Origin of the sequence: Devosia nitrariae, assembly GCF_030160115.1 — a bacterium.
Lineage (GTDB): Bacteria > Pseudomonadota > Alphaproteobacteria > Rhizobiales > Devosiaceae > Devosia > Devosia nitrariae.
In genome coordinates this window covers 41272-55193 of record NZ_BSNS01000014.1, presented here as the reverse complement: position 1 = coordinate 55193, position 13922 = coordinate 41272, and the positions used below count along the sequence as shown (strand labels likewise).

General features: G+C 62.7%; 15 protein-coding genes. 9 read left to right on the top strand and 6 right to left on the bottom strand.

The features are described 5' to 3' along the window. The first annotated feature begins 202 nt into the window (after nucleotides 1–202). Entirely contained in the window at nucleotides 203–1279 is a 1077-nt protein-coding gene (locus QQK18_RS15815) for a mechanosensitive ion channel family protein (protein WP_284341325.1), read from the top strand. Between the two features lie 147 nt (nucleotides 1280–1426). Here QQK18_RS15815 and QQK18_RS15810 read toward each other — a convergent pair whose 3' ends face one another. After that, the gene (locus QQK18_RS15810) at nucleotides 1427–2878 is read right to left on the bottom strand and encodes a sulfatase family protein (protein WP_284341324.1); all 1452 of its coding nucleotides are present in this window, start codon (nucleotides 2876–2878) and stop codon (nucleotides 1427–1429) included. A 146-nt stretch (nucleotides 2879–3024) separates the two neighbouring features. On the opposite strand from QQK18_RS15810, the gene QQK18_RS15805 reads away from it, so the two are divergent. Continuing rightward, nucleotides 3025–3936: a LysR family transcriptional regulator gene (locus QQK18_RS15805; RefSeq protein WP_284341323.1), complete on the top strand. Its 912-nt coding sequence runs from the start codon at nucleotides 3025–3027 to the stop codon at nucleotides 3934–3936. A 28-nt stretch (nucleotides 3937–3964) separates the two neighbouring features. On the opposite strand, the gene QQK18_RS15800 is transcribed toward QQK18_RS15805, so the two are convergent. Beyond that, nucleotides 3965–5491 (bottom strand): ABC transporter substrate-binding protein, encoded by a 1527-nt coding sequence (locus tag QQK18_RS15800; protein ID WP_284341322.1) that lies wholly within the window; start codon nucleotides 5489–5491, stop codon nucleotides 3965–3967. A 526-nt stretch (nucleotides 5492–6017) separates the two neighbouring features. Between QQK18_RS15800 and QQK18_RS15795 the strand changes: the two genes are divergently transcribed. The 4 genes from QQK18_RS15795 (at nucleotide 6018) to QQK18_RS15780 (ending at nucleotide 8500) form a co-directional block, all read left to right on the top strand. Continuing rightward, nucleotides 6018–6842, top strand: coding sequence for a DUF6544 family protein (locus QQK18_RS15795; RefSeq protein ID WP_284341321.1), 825 nt, complete (start codon nucleotides 6018–6020; stop codon nucleotides 6840–6842). Between the two features lie 193 nt (nucleotides 6843–7035). Then, nucleotides 7036–7512 (top strand): COG4315 family predicted lipoprotein, encoded by a 477-nt coding sequence (locus QQK18_RS15790; RefSeq protein ID WP_284341320.1) that lies wholly within the window; start codon nucleotides 7036–7038, stop codon nucleotides 7510–7512. A gap of 48 nt (nucleotides 7513–7560) precedes the next feature. Then, entirely contained in the window at nucleotides 7561–8160 is a 600-nt protein-coding gene (locus tag QQK18_RS15785; RefSeq protein ID WP_284341319.1) for an NADPH-dependent F420 reductase, read from the top strand. Between the two features lie 172 nt (nucleotides 8161–8332). Then, nucleotides 8333–8500, top strand: coding sequence for a hypothetical protein (locus QQK18_RS15780; RefSeq protein ID WP_284341318.1), 168 nt, complete (start codon nucleotides 8333–8335; stop codon nucleotides 8498–8500). 76 nt (nucleotides 8501–8576) lie between these two features. Here the strand turns inward: QQK18_RS15780 and QQK18_RS15775 are convergent, their stop codons facing one another. Then, nucleotides 8577–9524, bottom strand: a complete 948-nt coding sequence (locus QQK18_RS15775; protein WP_284341317.1) for an ankyrin repeat domain-containing protein — start codon at nucleotides 9522–9524, stop codon at nucleotides 8577–8579. 74 nt (nucleotides 9525–9598) lie between these two features. Next, a complete protein-coding gene (locus QQK18_RS15770; protein ID WP_284341316.1) occupies nucleotides 9599–10210 on the bottom strand; it encodes a hypothetical protein in 612 nt (203 codons plus the stop codon). A 480-nt stretch (nucleotides 10211–10690) separates the two neighbouring features. Between QQK18_RS15770 and QQK18_RS15765 the strand changes: the two genes are divergently transcribed. Then, nucleotides 10691–11038, top strand: coding sequence for a helix-turn-helix domain-containing protein (locus tag QQK18_RS15765; RefSeq protein ID WP_284341315.1), 348 nt, complete (start codon nucleotides 10691–10693; stop codon nucleotides 11036–11038). Between the two features lie 3 nt (nucleotides 11039–11041). Continuing rightward, a complete protein-coding gene (locus tag QQK18_RS15760; RefSeq protein WP_284341314.1) occupies nucleotides 11042–11617 on the top strand; it encodes an RES family NAD+ phosphorylase in 576 nt (191 codons plus the stop codon). 13 nt (nucleotides 11618–11630) lie between these two features. Here QQK18_RS15760 and QQK18_RS15755 read toward each other — a convergent pair whose 3' ends face one another. Then, nucleotides 11631–11990, bottom strand: coding sequence for a YybH family protein (locus tag QQK18_RS15755; RefSeq protein ID WP_284341313.1), 360 nt, complete (start codon nucleotides 11988–11990; stop codon nucleotides 11631–11633). A 216-nt stretch (nucleotides 11991–12206) separates the two neighbouring features. Between QQK18_RS15755 and QQK18_RS15750 the strand changes: the two genes are divergently transcribed. After that, nucleotides 12207–12983, top strand: coding sequence for an SDR family oxidoreductase (locus tag QQK18_RS15750; protein ID WP_284341328.1), 777 nt, complete (start codon nucleotides 12207–12209; stop codon nucleotides 12981–12983). Nucleotides 12984–13079: 96 nt separating this feature from the next. Here the strand turns inward: QQK18_RS15750 and QQK18_RS15745 are convergent, their stop codons facing one another. Continuing rightward, entirely contained in the window at nucleotides 13080–13886 is an 807-nt protein-coding gene (locus tag QQK18_RS15745) for a DUF1206 domain-containing protein (protein ID WP_284341312.1), read from the bottom strand. Between the last annotated feature and the right edge of the window lie 36 nt (nucleotides 13887–13922).

Below are 13922 nucleotides of genomic sequence, written 5' to 3'. Positions count from 1 at the left end.
GGCCATGACAGCAATGTGACAGGCAGCCGTTAACCGCCAATGACCCGCAAGGTTACAATGGAGGGTGAGACTGGCGGGCAAAATCCCGTTTTGCGGCAGCGGTGGGAGCTTCGATGAGGCGAAGCGCGACGCGCTCATATCCAGGTGCTATCCTACTGGTGCTTGTTCGCGCCCCATTCGTCGGCGACATCCGGGTGAACCCATGGAACAAGGCGACAAGGAACAGGAGAACCTTGCCCGGCTCGAACGGGCCGCGCAGGAGACTGCTGATCCAAAAACCATGCAGCGAAAGGCGAAGGAGCCCGCGGAAAAATTCCGTTTCACCCTGACCAGGGAAGGCGTCTGGTGGACGGTTGGCTATGCTGGCGCTGCATTGCTGCTCTTTGGTATCCAAGTCCTGATCAATTGGCTGGAATGGCTTGACGCGCCCTTGCGCGCTCGTGTGCTGAATTACCTTGGGGGCGGCCTTCTCATTTTCCTTATGCTGACCGTCGCCAATGTCATTGAAGTCGTTCTCATTGGCGGAATTCCCAATCGCGTTTCACGGTTCAACCTGAAGCGTATCTTTCGATTGCTCGTCGCCATCACCATCGTCTTCGTGGCCATTTCGATCTTATTTGTGAACTGGTACGCCGCGGTGGTTTCGCTGGGTCTCATCTCGCTGATCCTCGGCTTTGCGCTGCAAATGCCGATCTCGAGTTTCATCGCATGGATTCATATCCTGATCAGGGCGCCTTATCGCGTTGGCGATCGCATTTTCATCGGCGATGCCCATGGCGACGTCATCGATGTCAGCTATCTCGACACGACGTTATGGGAATTCGGCGGGGAACATCTTTGGACCGATCATCCAAGCGGACGCGTCATCAAGTTTCCCAACTCCACCGTATTCAACACGCCGGTCTTCAACTATTCCTGGCCGCTGTTTCCCTATGTCTGGAATGAAATCAAGTTCCAGGTCGCCTATGAAAGCGATCTGGAATTCGTGGCGCAAACGATGAGAGAGGTCGTGGACGAGCAGATCGGCGACGTCATGAGCCAGAAGGTGAAGATCTATAAGCACATCCTGTCGAAAACTCCGGTGGACGAACTCGAGGTGAAGGAACATCCCGTGGTTCATTTTCGCGTCAGTGAATACGCTTGGCTCGAGGCGATCGTGCGTTACCTGGTGCCGCCGAAGGTAGCGGGACGGACCAAGACACGCTTGATCAAGGAAATGCTGGCGCGAATGAATGCAGAACCAGATCGCGTGCTGTTTCCGAAGAGCAATTCGAGGTGAACGTCCTCGCGGCACGTCGGCGAGGAGCCATCCCCCGCGCGCGGTCAAAGGAGCTGCAGAAGAGCGCGGTGGCGCCGGCCATCAGAGTGAATTCGAGCACCCTATCGATCTCCCCTGTTGGTTCCGATGCAGTTGAGGAGTCGTAAGTCACTGGCACCCGTGCCCGTCGTGAAGGCGGGCGACGATGCGATCGGCGTCCCCGGTGCGCCCTTTGGCACGCAGGCGCGCCAGCCATGGTTCGAGCCGCACATATTTGAATGGCCCCGTTCGGATGACTTCGCCCATGGGGTCAGGCATGCTGCCGGGGCCAAGATTTTGCTGCAGCCAATCGTTCAAGACGCCGTCGAGGTCACGCGCGACCTCGGGCTTGTCCTTGATCAGATTGCGCGTCATGCGGCGGTCAACGCGCATGTCGTAGAGCATCACGTCGTCCCAGGGGAACAGCCCGGGATGATAGTTGCGGATGTAAAGCCATTCCGGCGTGCGCACTGCTCGCTGGCAGGTATAGAGGCAATGGTCCCAGACGAGATAAGGCCGGCCGGCCCACGGTTCGCCGCGCAGGGCGTCCGTGAAGCTCTCTCCGTCCCAGCCCTGAGGCACCGGAAGGCCCAACAGCTCGCACAGCGTCGGATGCACGTCGACATTGTAAAGCAGGCCGTCGTGAGACCTGTCCGGCGGCGTGACACCCGGCCAGCGGATAATCAGAGGCACGTTGTGGACGGGTTCGGAAGCCGAGACGTGGTCCCCGTAGATCCCTTGCTCACCCATGGATTCGCCGTGGTCGGCGCTGATGACGATCGCGACGTCGTCGAGCACGCCGAGGCGGTCGAGCACGGAAAAGACCTCGCCGATGCGGTCATCCATGTAGCGGATGGAGGCATCATAGCCATCGACGAACTGCTTGAAATCCTCGACGGTGTCGATACGCGCCGGCATCAACTCGTTTGGGGGAGTGCCGTCACGCGCCGGGTATAACTCCGTGGCCGCAAACGGCCCGTAATTGGCCGCGTGCTCACGAATGGCCCCGGCGTCCGGCCAGTCCGGGGCGGGCTGATCCCTGAGCGCATCGAAATACGCTTGCGGCGGTTCGTAGTTTCGATGCGGATCCCAGTACTGGATGTGCAGGAAGTAGTTTTCGCTCGCGCCGTTCCTTTCGAGCCAGGGCAGCACGGCGGCGTTCACCTCGTCGGCCGTTTCGTCGCCGCGCTTGAGGGTTGAGGTGTTGAATTCCTCCCAGCCGGCATAGAACCAGTTGGCGAGATGCCGGTCGGCGAAAGACGAGAAGCTGACCGTACGGTATCCGTTCTCGCGAAGGTATCGCGGCAGCAGCGGTGCGAAGGTGTCGTATTTGTCGATGCCCGGGAAGCGGAACTCACTTCCCGGCCCCCAATGGGTGAGCGCGCCATGATGAATGCCGAAGCGCCCACTCATGAAGCTGGCGCGCGAGGGCACACAGGGCGAGCTGTTGACGTAGCACCGGTTGAAGCGAACGCCCTGGCGGGCGATGCGATCCATGTTGGGCGTGATATCGCGGTGATAGCCGTAGCAGCCGAAATGATCGGGCCGCATGGAATCGATGTCGAACCAGATTACCCGCATGAAAACAGATCCCGCAGTTCATTTGAACGAGCACCGGGCGGGACGCGCCGCGTCGGCTTCAACCGCCCCTACCAATTGCAGGGATAAGAAACAAATGCCATTATGAGAGCGAATGATTAAAGAGGGTTATCGCTGTGCTTGACCGGATGAACCTGCTGTTCCGATTTCGCACTATCGCGGAGGCCGGCAGCATCCGGGCAGCGGCCGAGAGCCTGAACATCACCCAGCCCGCGCTTTCGCGTTCTCTCAACCTGCTCGAGGCGCACTATCGTCAGCCGCTTATGGAGCGGCATGCACGCGGCGTGCGGCCGACCGCCTTCGGGCACAAGCTTCTGTCGACCGTCTCGCGCATGTCGCGGGAATGGGAACTGGCCGAGTTGGACCTCGCAGCCGAAGACATCAGCGTCGAGGGTGTCCTGCGTATCAATGGCGGTCCGCTGTGGACCTCCTCCGTGTTGCCGGTCGTCGCCACCCGGCTGCAGGAGAGGTTCCCCAATCTGACGCTGGAGATCGGCTACCATACGGGAGAACTTCTGCTGGACGACCTCATGCAGGGCCGCGTTGACGTGGCGCTGGGGGGCTTCCCGAGGCTCGGCCGCCTCGCTTCCCAGTTGGTGGCCCATCAATTCACCAGCGTGCGCGACCGTATCGTGGCGAGAGCTGACCACCCGATCCACCAATGCAAGCCCGACGATTACGCCGCCATCCTTGCCTATCCGTGGATTGTGTTCTCGGCCGATCCGATCTACGGAGCGCAGACTCAGCACGCGGTCGTCGAGCGCACCGGTATGTCGCCCAATATTCGCATTCGATCGACATCGCTGCTCGCGATCATCAGGCTGCTGCAGGAAGGCGACTATCTCTGCATGCTTCCTGCGGCTGCCGTCACGGAACTGCACGGGCCGCAATTGCGGCCCGCGCCGGTTGAAGTGGGCAGGGTCGTGGCCGCCTCCGGCGCCCTCTATCTAAAGTCGATCGCGCACTACGAGCCGCTTCGCGTGCTCATCGACCTGTGCACGGCTTACTTCGAGGAACAACAAAAGGAAGAGGCGGCCTGAACGAGCCGAACGTCGGCGCAGGCGCGGCCTACGCCGCCTTGTAGTCCTCGGCCGTGTAGTCCTTCGACGGATCCCAGTTGCCGAAGACGAAGTCGTCCCGGCTGACCTCGGCTCCGTTCGCCTTTGCCGTTTCGATCGCGGCGTCGAGCGCCGTGTTGGTCGCGGAAACCAGCTCGGTGAGGCTCTCCTTGACTCCCTGGATCTGGCCCGTGACCAGGCCCTGCACCGTCTCGGCGAGACTGGGAGTCGGCGGTGAGTAGGCCTTGGCGACCTCAGACAGCTGGGCGTTGGCCACAAACGGATTTGGGCCGACCCGCACGAACTTGTCGAACAGGGCCACCACGGCTCGCGATCGCTCCGACATCTGCGAGTTTTCGATCGCGGAGCGGAAAACCGGAGCGTCGGCGACGCCGTCGATGTTGGCCCAGTCGATCTGGCCCTGCTCGGTCCCCAGATAGTGGAACACGTCGGCGGCGATCTCCGGGTTCCTGGACAGCGCGTTGATGTAGACGGTAACGCCCTGCGAGGCGACACCTTCGCCAGTGGTGTATCCCTGTTCGACGCCTTGCGGGGTTGGCGGCTGAGCCAGACCGAAGTCGAAATCCGGATTCTCGCGTTCCCATTGCGGAACGTTCCACGGACCCTGCAGAATCATGCCGGCCGCGCCCTGAGGCATGAAGGCGCGCGCCTGCGGCGCATTCATGCTCATGGAACCCGGGAAGATACTTCCGTCTGATTGCATGGCGATGAGCAGCTCGACGGCCTCGACGAACTGGTCGGCGTCGAAGACGACCTCGCCGGTGCGAAAGTCGATGCCGGCATAGATGGAACCCGCTCCGCACGAGGCTCCCGCCAACTGCGCCAGGGTCCTCACGACGTCGTTCCAGCGATTGACCTGCGCGCCGCCTATGATGAAGCCATAGGTGCGACCGCCGCTGCCTTCGGTGATCTTGCGCGCCGCCTCGCGAAAGGTATCCCAGGTCAACGGCTCCGACTCGGGATCGAACCCGGCATCGTTCATCAGCTTCCGGTTGAACAGCAGGGTCGCCGCACAATAGCGCCCGGACGTGTATGGCAACCCATAGGTCTTGCCATCAAACATGTTCAGGCCTTCGAGGAATGCGCCGGCAGGGAATTTCGCTTTCCAGCTCTCGATGTCGGGGATCAGATCATCGTATGAGCGCACCCAGCCTTCCTGCACTGCGGAGCTCGGCTGGGCCCCGAGGGGCAGACAGAAAACGTCCGGCGCCGTGTTGTTTCGGATGCCAAGTGGCAGGACAGTAGCGATTTCGGTGAAGGGGAGGCCATCGTAAACGGTCTCGATGCCGCGCTCCCTGCCGTACTGCTCGAAGAACTGCCTGAAGAACACGGCCTTCTGGTCGCCGCTGTCCAGCCAGCGGAACGGACCGTCCGCCTTCAGCTCGCCGATCGGCTCGGGAATGTTGAAGTCATAGGCGGAGGCGCGGCGGGTGCCCAGGAACGTGGCCGCGCCCAGCGCGGCGGTACCGGCCAAAAAGGAGCGTCGGCTCAGGCCCCTTCGAATGATCGAGTCCATTGTTACCTCCCTTGGATAAGTGATGCCGCCGCAGCGTTACGGTTGCGCTCTCCCAGTCGGCCCAGGGCTCGTGTATCAATGGGGGGTATAAACCACAAATACCATTATGTTGGGCACTGCCCGTGTTTCTTTATCGCAGTTGCGAGCCTTCCGACGCAAAGAGGCTGAGTTAGCCTGGAACATCTGGTCCCTCGACTGGCCCGATCCCGCGTCTGGAAGCCACGCCGTGACCTCGCGCGCGATCGATACCCAGTGGCAACATCCAGCCGGCGATGGACGACCCCCTGATGACCACGAAAGTGACGTTCTGGGAGACGAATGGGCAGGTGACGCGGAACGTCGTCATCGGCTGAAGATGGGTGGCCGGATCCAGGGTGTCGCGATCGATATGATCGCCCCCCCGCGCGGTCTTGCCGTCCCGTCGGCAGAGCCTTGAGAGGACCTTCGAAACTGGTCCAGGGGGCGCTACATTTGTGGCAAGCACCTTGATGCGACCGGCCAGGCCTTGCCCATGTGGAAGTGGATTTTGCTCGCTGTCGTGGTGGCACTCATCGCTGCCGTGGTGGTTGCCTATGGTCTCTATCGCCGGGCTACTTCGGACGCCGAGGCCGCCATGGCCGATGTCGCCGCGCGAGCGAGACCGGCTGGCCGCACCTTCGATAAGGCCATGCTCTCTGTTCTGCCGGAGATCGCACAACGCTACTTCACGCACGCAATCGCCCCGGGGACCCCGCTGAGTTCGACGGCGCGCCTGGAGATGCAGGGCACCTTCCTGCTCGGTGACAAGAGCCGGTTCCAGACCTATGAGATGCAGGCCCGTCAGATACTCGCTCCACCGGCGGAGTTCGTATGGATACCTGAGATGAAATCGGGACCAATGCACATCTCGGGTTCCGATGCGCTCGTTCGAGGAGCGGCCTGGACCCGCTTCTGGATCAACGGGCTGCTCCCGGTTGTCAACGCGCAGGCGTCGCCGGACCTCTATCGCTCTGCACTTACGCGTGCCGCCATGGAGGCCATCTGGGTGCCGGCAAGCCTGTTGCCGGAACACGGCGTCAGATGGGAGCAGACCGGCCCCAATACGGCCCGCCTTTTCTTCACCACCGACATCGAGCCGGTCGACATGACTTTGGATGCCGATGGTCGGGTGATCGAAATCGTCACCATGCGCTGGAGTGACGTCAACCCTGACAGAACCTTCCGCCTACAGCCCTTCGGCGGGACAATCGAGGTCGAAGCGACTTTCGGTGGCTTCACTGTTCCCAGCCAGATCAAGGTGGGCAACCACTACGGCACCGACCCGTATCTACCCTTCTTCCAGGTTCGCCTCATATCGGCGGACTACCTTTGAGAGTTGCGGCCGCCGCTCGGGCTCATGGCCAGTCCGTTGATCGCCGAACGCGGGTCCAGCGGTGGTGCGGTACGCGCAAAGACGAAGAAGAGACCAGCTGCCGGGAACTCCAACGGCGTTGCCCATTCGAACCTCAGCTGCGTTGTGCCGTTACTCTATGCGCCGCTCGAGCGCGACCTCATGGAGAAATCCGATGCGCACCTTCCTGATCACCCTTGCCGGCCTCAGCACACTTGCCGGATCTGTATTGGCTCAAACGACTGATGCACCCCTGACCACGGCGACCAATGCCGAAGAAGGCGAGTACCTCGTGGACGCTTCCGGGATGGCTCTCTACATGTTCAAGGCCGACACACGGGGCGTTGAAGGCACGCCCGCTGCAAGTGCCTGCGAAGGCGATTGCCTTGGCGTCTGGCCACCATTGATCGTCGTCGATGAGCCGGTCGGCGACGCCAAGGTCAGGGCTGAGCTGCTCGGTACCATCACGCGGCCCGACGACCTGCTGCAGGTCACCTATAACGGTTGGCCGCTCTACTACTATGCGCAGGATCTCGCGCCCGGCGACATCAACGGCGACGACATCGAAAGCTTCGGCGAGGACTGGTACCTGATTGGACCGAACGGCAATCGTCCCGATCGAGACGATGAAGAGGATGACGACAACGACTAGAACGGTCGGCTCGACTGATGCCGGGCGTGGCGACCAAGGAGAACGGATATGAAGATCGGAATTCTGGGAAGCGGCCAGGTCGGGGGCGGGATCGCGCGAAAACTGTTGGCGCTCGGCCATGACGTGATGATGGGTTCGCGCAACGCATCGACGAAGGCGGAGGAGTTCCCCGGTATCAAACTCGGCACCGCCCCGGAGGCGGCCGCCCATGGTCGTTGGGTGATCAATGCCCTGCCCGGCGAAGTCGCGTTGCGGGTGATCGGCCAGTGCGAGGTCGACGGCAAGATCCTGATCGATATCGGCAACTACGAAAGTGCCATCGATCAACCGATCACGACGCCGCTCGGCGAAGCGATCCAAAAGGCGCATCCGCGCGCACGCGTTGTGAAGGCGCTCAACAGCGTCAGCGCGCATCTCATGATCGATCCTGGCAACCTGCAACAGCGGCATACGGTCTTTCTTGCGTCCAACGACGAGCCGGCCAAACGTGAGGTCACGACATTGCTCGAGAGCTTCGGCTGGAAGGACGTCATCGATCTCGGTGACCTGGGAGCGTCGAGGGCGATGGAACAGCTCATTCCGCTGTGGATGCGCCTTGAGGGGAAACTCGGGGGACCACAGTTCAATCTTGCCGTCGTGCGTGGATAGGATTCCTCGCGCGGGCCGAGGGGGTAGCGCTCACGGAAGGAACGGGTCGAGCCAACAGTGCGGGGGAGGCCATCAAACACTCCTTCTGGGGCCTGCATTTGACGCTCTCTCCGCGTGACGCCCCGATGGAACGGTCGGCTCGACATTCACACGAACTCGTCAGGAGGATACGATGAGCGGAATCATTGTCGCGCTGATCGCGCTCGGAGCCGCGCTCCTTGCGGCACTGGCTGTTCACTTGACTGGCGGCGGCGTCTCCAACCGGCGGAGCCGCACAACGCTGACGATCGTTGTCGGCTTCGTCGTCTTCGTCGCCGTCGTCAGTTTCCTGCCGACGTAGTCATAGACGGGCGTGGGTGAGCTTGCCGCCTCGTCCGGGTCTACAGCCGCAAGCTCAAAACGACCGCACTACGCAGTCAGCCTGAGACGCCGGATTGGTCTTCGCCCAGGAGGAATGCGGTGACGTCCTCCGAGAACTGGCGGCGCGTGCCGGCGACAACGACGTGTTCGGGATGTTGGGGATCTCGCTCCGCCCTCGGCATCCCGTACTCAACGAGAGCCTCGGCGCAAGCTACCCAATCGCCGTCCTCGACCGGACGGTTGAGTGAGGCCCAGCTCAGCGTGCCGCACACATTGTCCCCGTATCCATGCTTTTCCGTCCAGGCGGCGCCACGCCCGAGCAGGTGGCGCGCCAGCGTGGCGTCGCCGCGGAATACCGCCTGGTTCAGAACGCTCGCGCGCCAGTCGCCGCCCTCTATGTCGATCGGCCAGCCGAGGTCGGCCATCAGCATGGCAGGCCCGGTACAGCCCGCCGCCGCGAGTTCGGGAAGCATCCGTAGACGGGCCTCGCCGAGCGCGCCTGGAAGGTCGGGCCGCCTGGCACCGATAAGCCGGGCCGCCTCCGCGTCGCCGCGCGCGCAGGCGGCCACGAACAGGTCCTCGTCATCGAGCTCCGCGTTGTCGCCTTCCCCTTCCAGGATCGCGGCGACCTCCGGCAGGCCGTATCGCAGAGCCTGCACATATGCGCTGACGCCGTCCTTCGTCCTGGCCGCAGGGTCGACGCCCGCGGCGAGCAGGGCCTCGACATGGGCGGGCGAACGCCGCCGCCGGATCGCCCAGAGGAGCAGCCGGCCGCCTTTCAGATCCTCGGCGCCGACCGCATGCGACAGGAGCAGCTTGAACGTGCCGATGTCGTCGAGATCGAGACACCGAAAGAGCGCGTTCGTACCGCCGACCACGGCGCCGGCCTCGAGCAGAAGCGGTGTGCAGACCGGGTTGTCGAGCGAATGGTAGAGCGACTCGCCGTCGTTGGGATCGGCGCCGGCCGCCAGTAGCCGGCGAGTGAGGTCCGGGTCGAAATTCACGCCGGCGGCGCCATGAAGCGCCGAGACCCGCCACTCCTCGGGCGGCGCTTCGGCGGAGGGCGCCCAGCGCTTGGTTACGGTGCGGTTGGGGTCGGCGCCGCGTCGAGCAAAAGATCGACCGTGCGATGAAGGCGGTCGCGATATTGCGGTATCGAGAGCAGGCTCGAATGGCCGGCGGCTATAAGAGGCGTCAGCTCGAGCGGGCCACCGGGCCGGTCGATCCATGCCGCGTCCGACTCGATCCGCCGGCGGACCGTCTCGGCGTCACCGACGGCGCAGGCGATCCAGGGGTCCTGCCGGGGCAGTTCCGGATTCTCCTCCAGCAGCCGCGCCGCGATCTTCGGCCTGGCGCGGTTCGTGCCGCCGGCGATGTCGCCGGAATAGACCAGCCTCAGGAAGGCGGTCACCAGCGTGGCGGGATCGGTCTCCCGCACCCGGCTGATCTCGACAAACGTCTTGAGATCGGCCCAGGACGCAAAACCGTATTCGCGGGCGATGCAGGACTGCGCGTCGTGCAGGCGCAGGCCCAGCGCCAGGATTGCGTCGTGATCGCGGCCCGCCGCGGCGGGCAGGCCATCTCGGCAGCGCTGGACCGCGTCGGGCGCATTGCGCCTGTAACCGGCCAGCAATTCCTTGGCCTGACGTTTCAGGTGATCGATATCGGGTCGGCTGGGAAGCGACTTCATGGGAATCTCCGTGCATCTTACGCCGACGACCCGCAATTCGGCTGCACAAAGGGTTGGAAGATGTCAGCTCTTGGCTACAAGTGGGCTCTGCCCTTTCCGCGGGTCCGGATGCGGCTTGTACCGCACCGCAGAACCTTTGTGGGCGCGCCGACCCTGTCAAACGGCGCGAACTATCGGGAGGTTCGCGCGCGAACTCAAACACGACCGTTCTCCGACCGGCAGCTCAACGGCGGGCACGCCCGACCGCGAGAAATTGCTCAGGCTGCTGGGGCGGCGTGAGCATCGACGTTTGGCTCGTTCACTTGAACGTCAAAAGCTTGACTTTGCATATGTGTTTCAGATAGTGTCCATTGTGAAACCGATATGGAACGAACCCTGTGTCTGGTAATGTCACGCACGCTGCCCGGCAAGGGCGCTCCGCGTGCGAAAACGGTGGCAGCCCTCGGTCATAAGCCACGGCAGTAACCTTGAACAAAAGCGATGATTGGTATGCAGGGAGCGGTTCCAAGATTTCTGGACGAGATTGGCAAGTCGGGTGGCCTGAAAGGCACCGACATCGCCAACATTATGGACGTGTCGAAAGCGACGGTTTCCAGATGGCGCGCTGGTGACATCAAGCCTCAGCCGCGCAATGAGCTCATCCTTTCCGACCTGCATTACGTCGTAATGAGACTGACGGACTATTATTCGTCCGATGAGATTCGCATCTGGCTTTACGCTCGCCATCCTCAGCTAAATGGGGAGCGTGCCATCGATTTCATCCATCAGGATCGCGCTATCGAGGTCCTTAAAGTCATCGATCGCCTCGATAACGAAGTCTATCTCTAACATATGGTGCACACTCGCAAACGGCGCGACAACGCGCTGATCGACGCGATCGAAGCACACACGCCGGCCGCCTTCGCCGGAACGGCATGGCGTGTCGTCAAGGAGGGCAGGTCTCCCCTGGTCTGCTCCCGCGCCGGTGGTCGTTGGGACGATGGAACATTCGACGTTCTCTACACCTCAAGGGAACGCGATGGCGCCATCGCCGAGGTGTACTTCCATCTCGGGCGGGGACAGCCTGTGTTTCCGTCGCAGGTGAGGTACGGCATCCACGAACTGGATGTGTCGTTGGCAGGGGCACTGAAGCTGGTCGACCTGTCAGCCTTGTCGGCGCTGGGGCTCGACACGTCTAGATACGGCCAACTCTCCTACGATCGGGTAAGCAACGAGTATCCGCGCTCACAAGATATCGCAGAGGTTGCACATTTCCTTGAATTTGATGGTCTGATTGTCCCCAGCGCGCGGTGGTCGTGCATGAACATTGTGCTCTTTTGCGACCTCGTTCTCCCTGACGCAATGGATGCCATTACCGATCACGGCACAATCGACTGGACGGAATGGGCTGAGCGCAGCGTCCGCTAACGGTTCTTCGCGATCACGTTGCTGGTCCGATGAATGGGTGATCGATCGCCCACAGCCATGTTCCGTCCTCCTGCTGCGCTGCAACCTCGGCGGTAACCGTGCCGTTCGCCAGGACGGTCGACGTCAAGGCAACGCGGCCATTGATCAGTGGTGCAGACTGCTTGCCGGGGGGAAACTGCGGCCGATCCCTGCACAATTTTGCGTAGAATGACCTGATCTCGCCGTGGCCACGAGCGGTTTCCCCATCAGGCAGAACCAGGACCGCGTTCTCTGTATAGAGGCTGACAATAGCTTCCACGTCAGCGTTGTTGAGCGCGGTCAACAAGAGCCGCGAAAGGTTACCAGGGCTGAGGGCAGGGCCGGTTCTTTGCATGCGCGATCCTCCAAACATTGCCGCTACTGCAACAATGATCGACCTGGCGTCGGGTTCACTGACCTCCAGCCATCGCTCCCGGGGTCCGGAGCTTATATTTGCGGGAACGCCGAGCAGCTTTCGCGGCTGGAAAAACCAGCGTACCGTGGGTGGGCAATCTCTCTACGGGGCCGAGCAAACAGATGCCCCGCGGACCGCGCTGAGGGGCAGGACGTGATGCGGCTAAACGCCAAGACGGCAATCATTACCGGAGGTACGAGCGGTATCGGACTGGCAACGGCGCAGGCGTTCGTTCGCCACGGGGCGGACGTCACCATCACGGGCCGGGAGCCGCGGCGGCTCGAGGTGGCGCTGGCTCGCATCGAACACAACTGCACGGGCGTGGTCGCGGACGCCGGCGACGATGAGGCCATGGAAGCGGCCATGCGCAGCGCGGCGGCACGGTCGGGCGGCATTGATATCGTGTTCGCCAATGCCGGGCACTACGTTCATTCGGCGCTCGGGCACACGACACGCAAGGACCTGGAAAATCAGCTCGGGGTCGTTGCCAACATTTTCATGACCGTTCAGCTGGCGTTGCCGCATCTTCGCGACGGCGCCTCCATCATCCTCATGGGTTCGGTCTATGCCTCGATGGGCCCGCCCGGAGCGGGCGCCTATGCTGCCAGCAAGGCAGCGTCGGCCGCTCTGGCCCGCTCGCTGGCATCGGAACTGTCTCCCCGCCGTATCCGTGTCAATGTGGTTGTTCCCGGAGCGGTCGATACGCCGAGCTGGGGCATGGACGCCATGGAAACGTCCGCTCGCGACGGGCAAAAGAAGCGACTTGGTGAGCGTGCGCCGCTCAATCGCATGACCACCGCCGACGAGGTGGCCAACGCCGTGGTTTTTCTCGCCTCGGACGAAAGCTCAGGCGTGCAGGCGGCCGAGATCGTCATCGATGGCGGGACAACCGGGGCGCCGGCAGGTTCTCCCCGTTTCATCCGAGGGGAATGAGGCTCGGGCCCTGATCGGGCACTCTCCGGAGATCGCGGCCGCTCAACCGCCGGGAACGCGATGCGATCTGCGCGCTCCAGCCTGTTGTGTCGCGGGTCACTTACCAACGTCCGCCAAGGTCGGCGCGTCGATCGACCTGTACCGCGCCTCGATGAGACCATAGACGCCAAACGCCATAAGGCCGAGGGCGATGGCGCCGTAGAGCCATGGGCCGAACGGAAGGCCACGCACATAGGCGAGCGCTTCGGCAACGCCGCCGGCCTGCTCGGGCGAAACCGTGAACGCCGCATAGCCCAGGAACCCGCCGATGATGGCGATGACCACGCCGCGCGCAATCAGGCCGAATTTGCACGCCCGGTCCATCCAGGTCCTGTGCTCTGCCGGCAGGTGCAGGCGATCGCGATAGCGGCCGCTGCCGCCATACCAGATCTGAACCAGCGCGGCGGCGATCACGCCGGCAGCCACCAGCCCCAGGAGCAATGGGCCGAACGGCTGCTGCAGCACCCAGGCCGATGCACTCTCCTCGCCATTGCTGTTTCCCCCGCCTCCGCCGCTCCAGGCCAGCCTCGCAGCCGTCAGCATCAGGAAAAGATTTGCGCCGGCGCTGACCAGCTGTCCGGCCCGGTTGAGAAAACCCTTGGCGTCGTCGTCGACGTTGTCGGCATTGAGCAGGCCCTGGGCCAGCTTCCAGAGGACGTACCCCAGAAGCCCGAAGGCGACCAGGCCGAGCCATATCCGACCAAAGGGCGCACGCAACAGACCCGAAAGCGCACCGGACGTATCCTCTGATCCGCCGCCGCCCCAGAATGCCGAGGCCAGCGCGAAGCCGCCCAGCAGGAGGTAAACGACGCCGCGCGCGGCATAGCCCAAGCGGGCAAAGGTCTCGAACTTGTTCTTCTGCATCGCAGTTGCGCCTCCTGAGGCTTTGCAACGAGCAGC

Excerpts from the sequence above, each read along its gene's own strand:
- QQK18_RS15780 (WP_284341318.1), top strand. The coding sequence starts at position 8,333 with ATGAGCGGAATCATTGTCGCGCTGATCGCGCTCGGAGCCGCGCTCCTT.
- QQK18_RS15760 (WP_284341314.1), top strand. The coding sequence starts at position 11,042 with ATGGTGCACACTCGCAAACGGCGCGACAACGCGCTGATCGACGCGATC.
- QQK18_RS15810 (WP_284341324.1), bottom strand. The coding sequence starts at position 2,878 with ATGCGGGTAATCTGGTTCGACATCGATTCCATGCGGCCCGATCATTTC.
- QQK18_RS15750 (WP_284341328.1), top strand. The coding sequence starts at position 12,207 with ATGCGGCTAAACGCCAAGACGGCAATCATTACCGGAGGTACGAGCGGT.
- QQK18_RS15755 (WP_284341313.1), bottom strand. The coding sequence starts at position 11,990 with ATGCAAAGAACCGGCCCTGCCCTCAGCCCTGGTAACCTTTCGCGGCTC.
- QQK18_RS15800 (WP_284341322.1), bottom strand. The coding sequence starts at position 5,491 with ATGGACTCGATCATTCGAAGGGGCCTGAGCCGACGCTCCTTTTTGGCC.
- QQK18_RS15765 (WP_284341315.1), top strand. The coding sequence starts at position 10,691 with ATGATTGGTATGCAGGGAGCGGTTCCAAGATTTCTGGACGAGATTGGC.
- QQK18_RS15770 (WP_284341316.1), bottom strand. The coding sequence starts at position 10,210 with ATGAAGTCGCTTCCCAGCCGACCCGATATCGATCACCTGAAACGTCAG.
- QQK18_RS15745 (WP_284341312.1), bottom strand. The coding sequence starts at position 13,886 with ATGCAGAAGAACAAGTTCGAGACCTTTGCCCGCTTGGGCTATGCCGCG.
- QQK18_RS15815 (WP_284341325.1), top strand. The coding sequence starts at position 203 with ATGGAACAAGGCGACAAGGAACAGGAGAACCTTGCCCGGCTCGAACGG.
- QQK18_RS15785 (WP_284341319.1), top strand. The coding sequence starts at position 7,561 with ATGAAGATCGGAATTCTGGGAAGCGGCCAGGTCGGGGGCGGGATCGCG.
- QQK18_RS15790 (WP_284341320.1), top strand. The coding sequence starts at position 7,036 with ATGCGCACCTTCCTGATCACCCTTGCCGGCCTCAGCACACTTGCCGGA.
- QQK18_RS15805 (WP_284341323.1), top strand. The coding sequence starts at position 3,025 with ATGAACCTGCTGTTCCGATTTCGCACTATCGCGGAGGCCGGCAGCATC.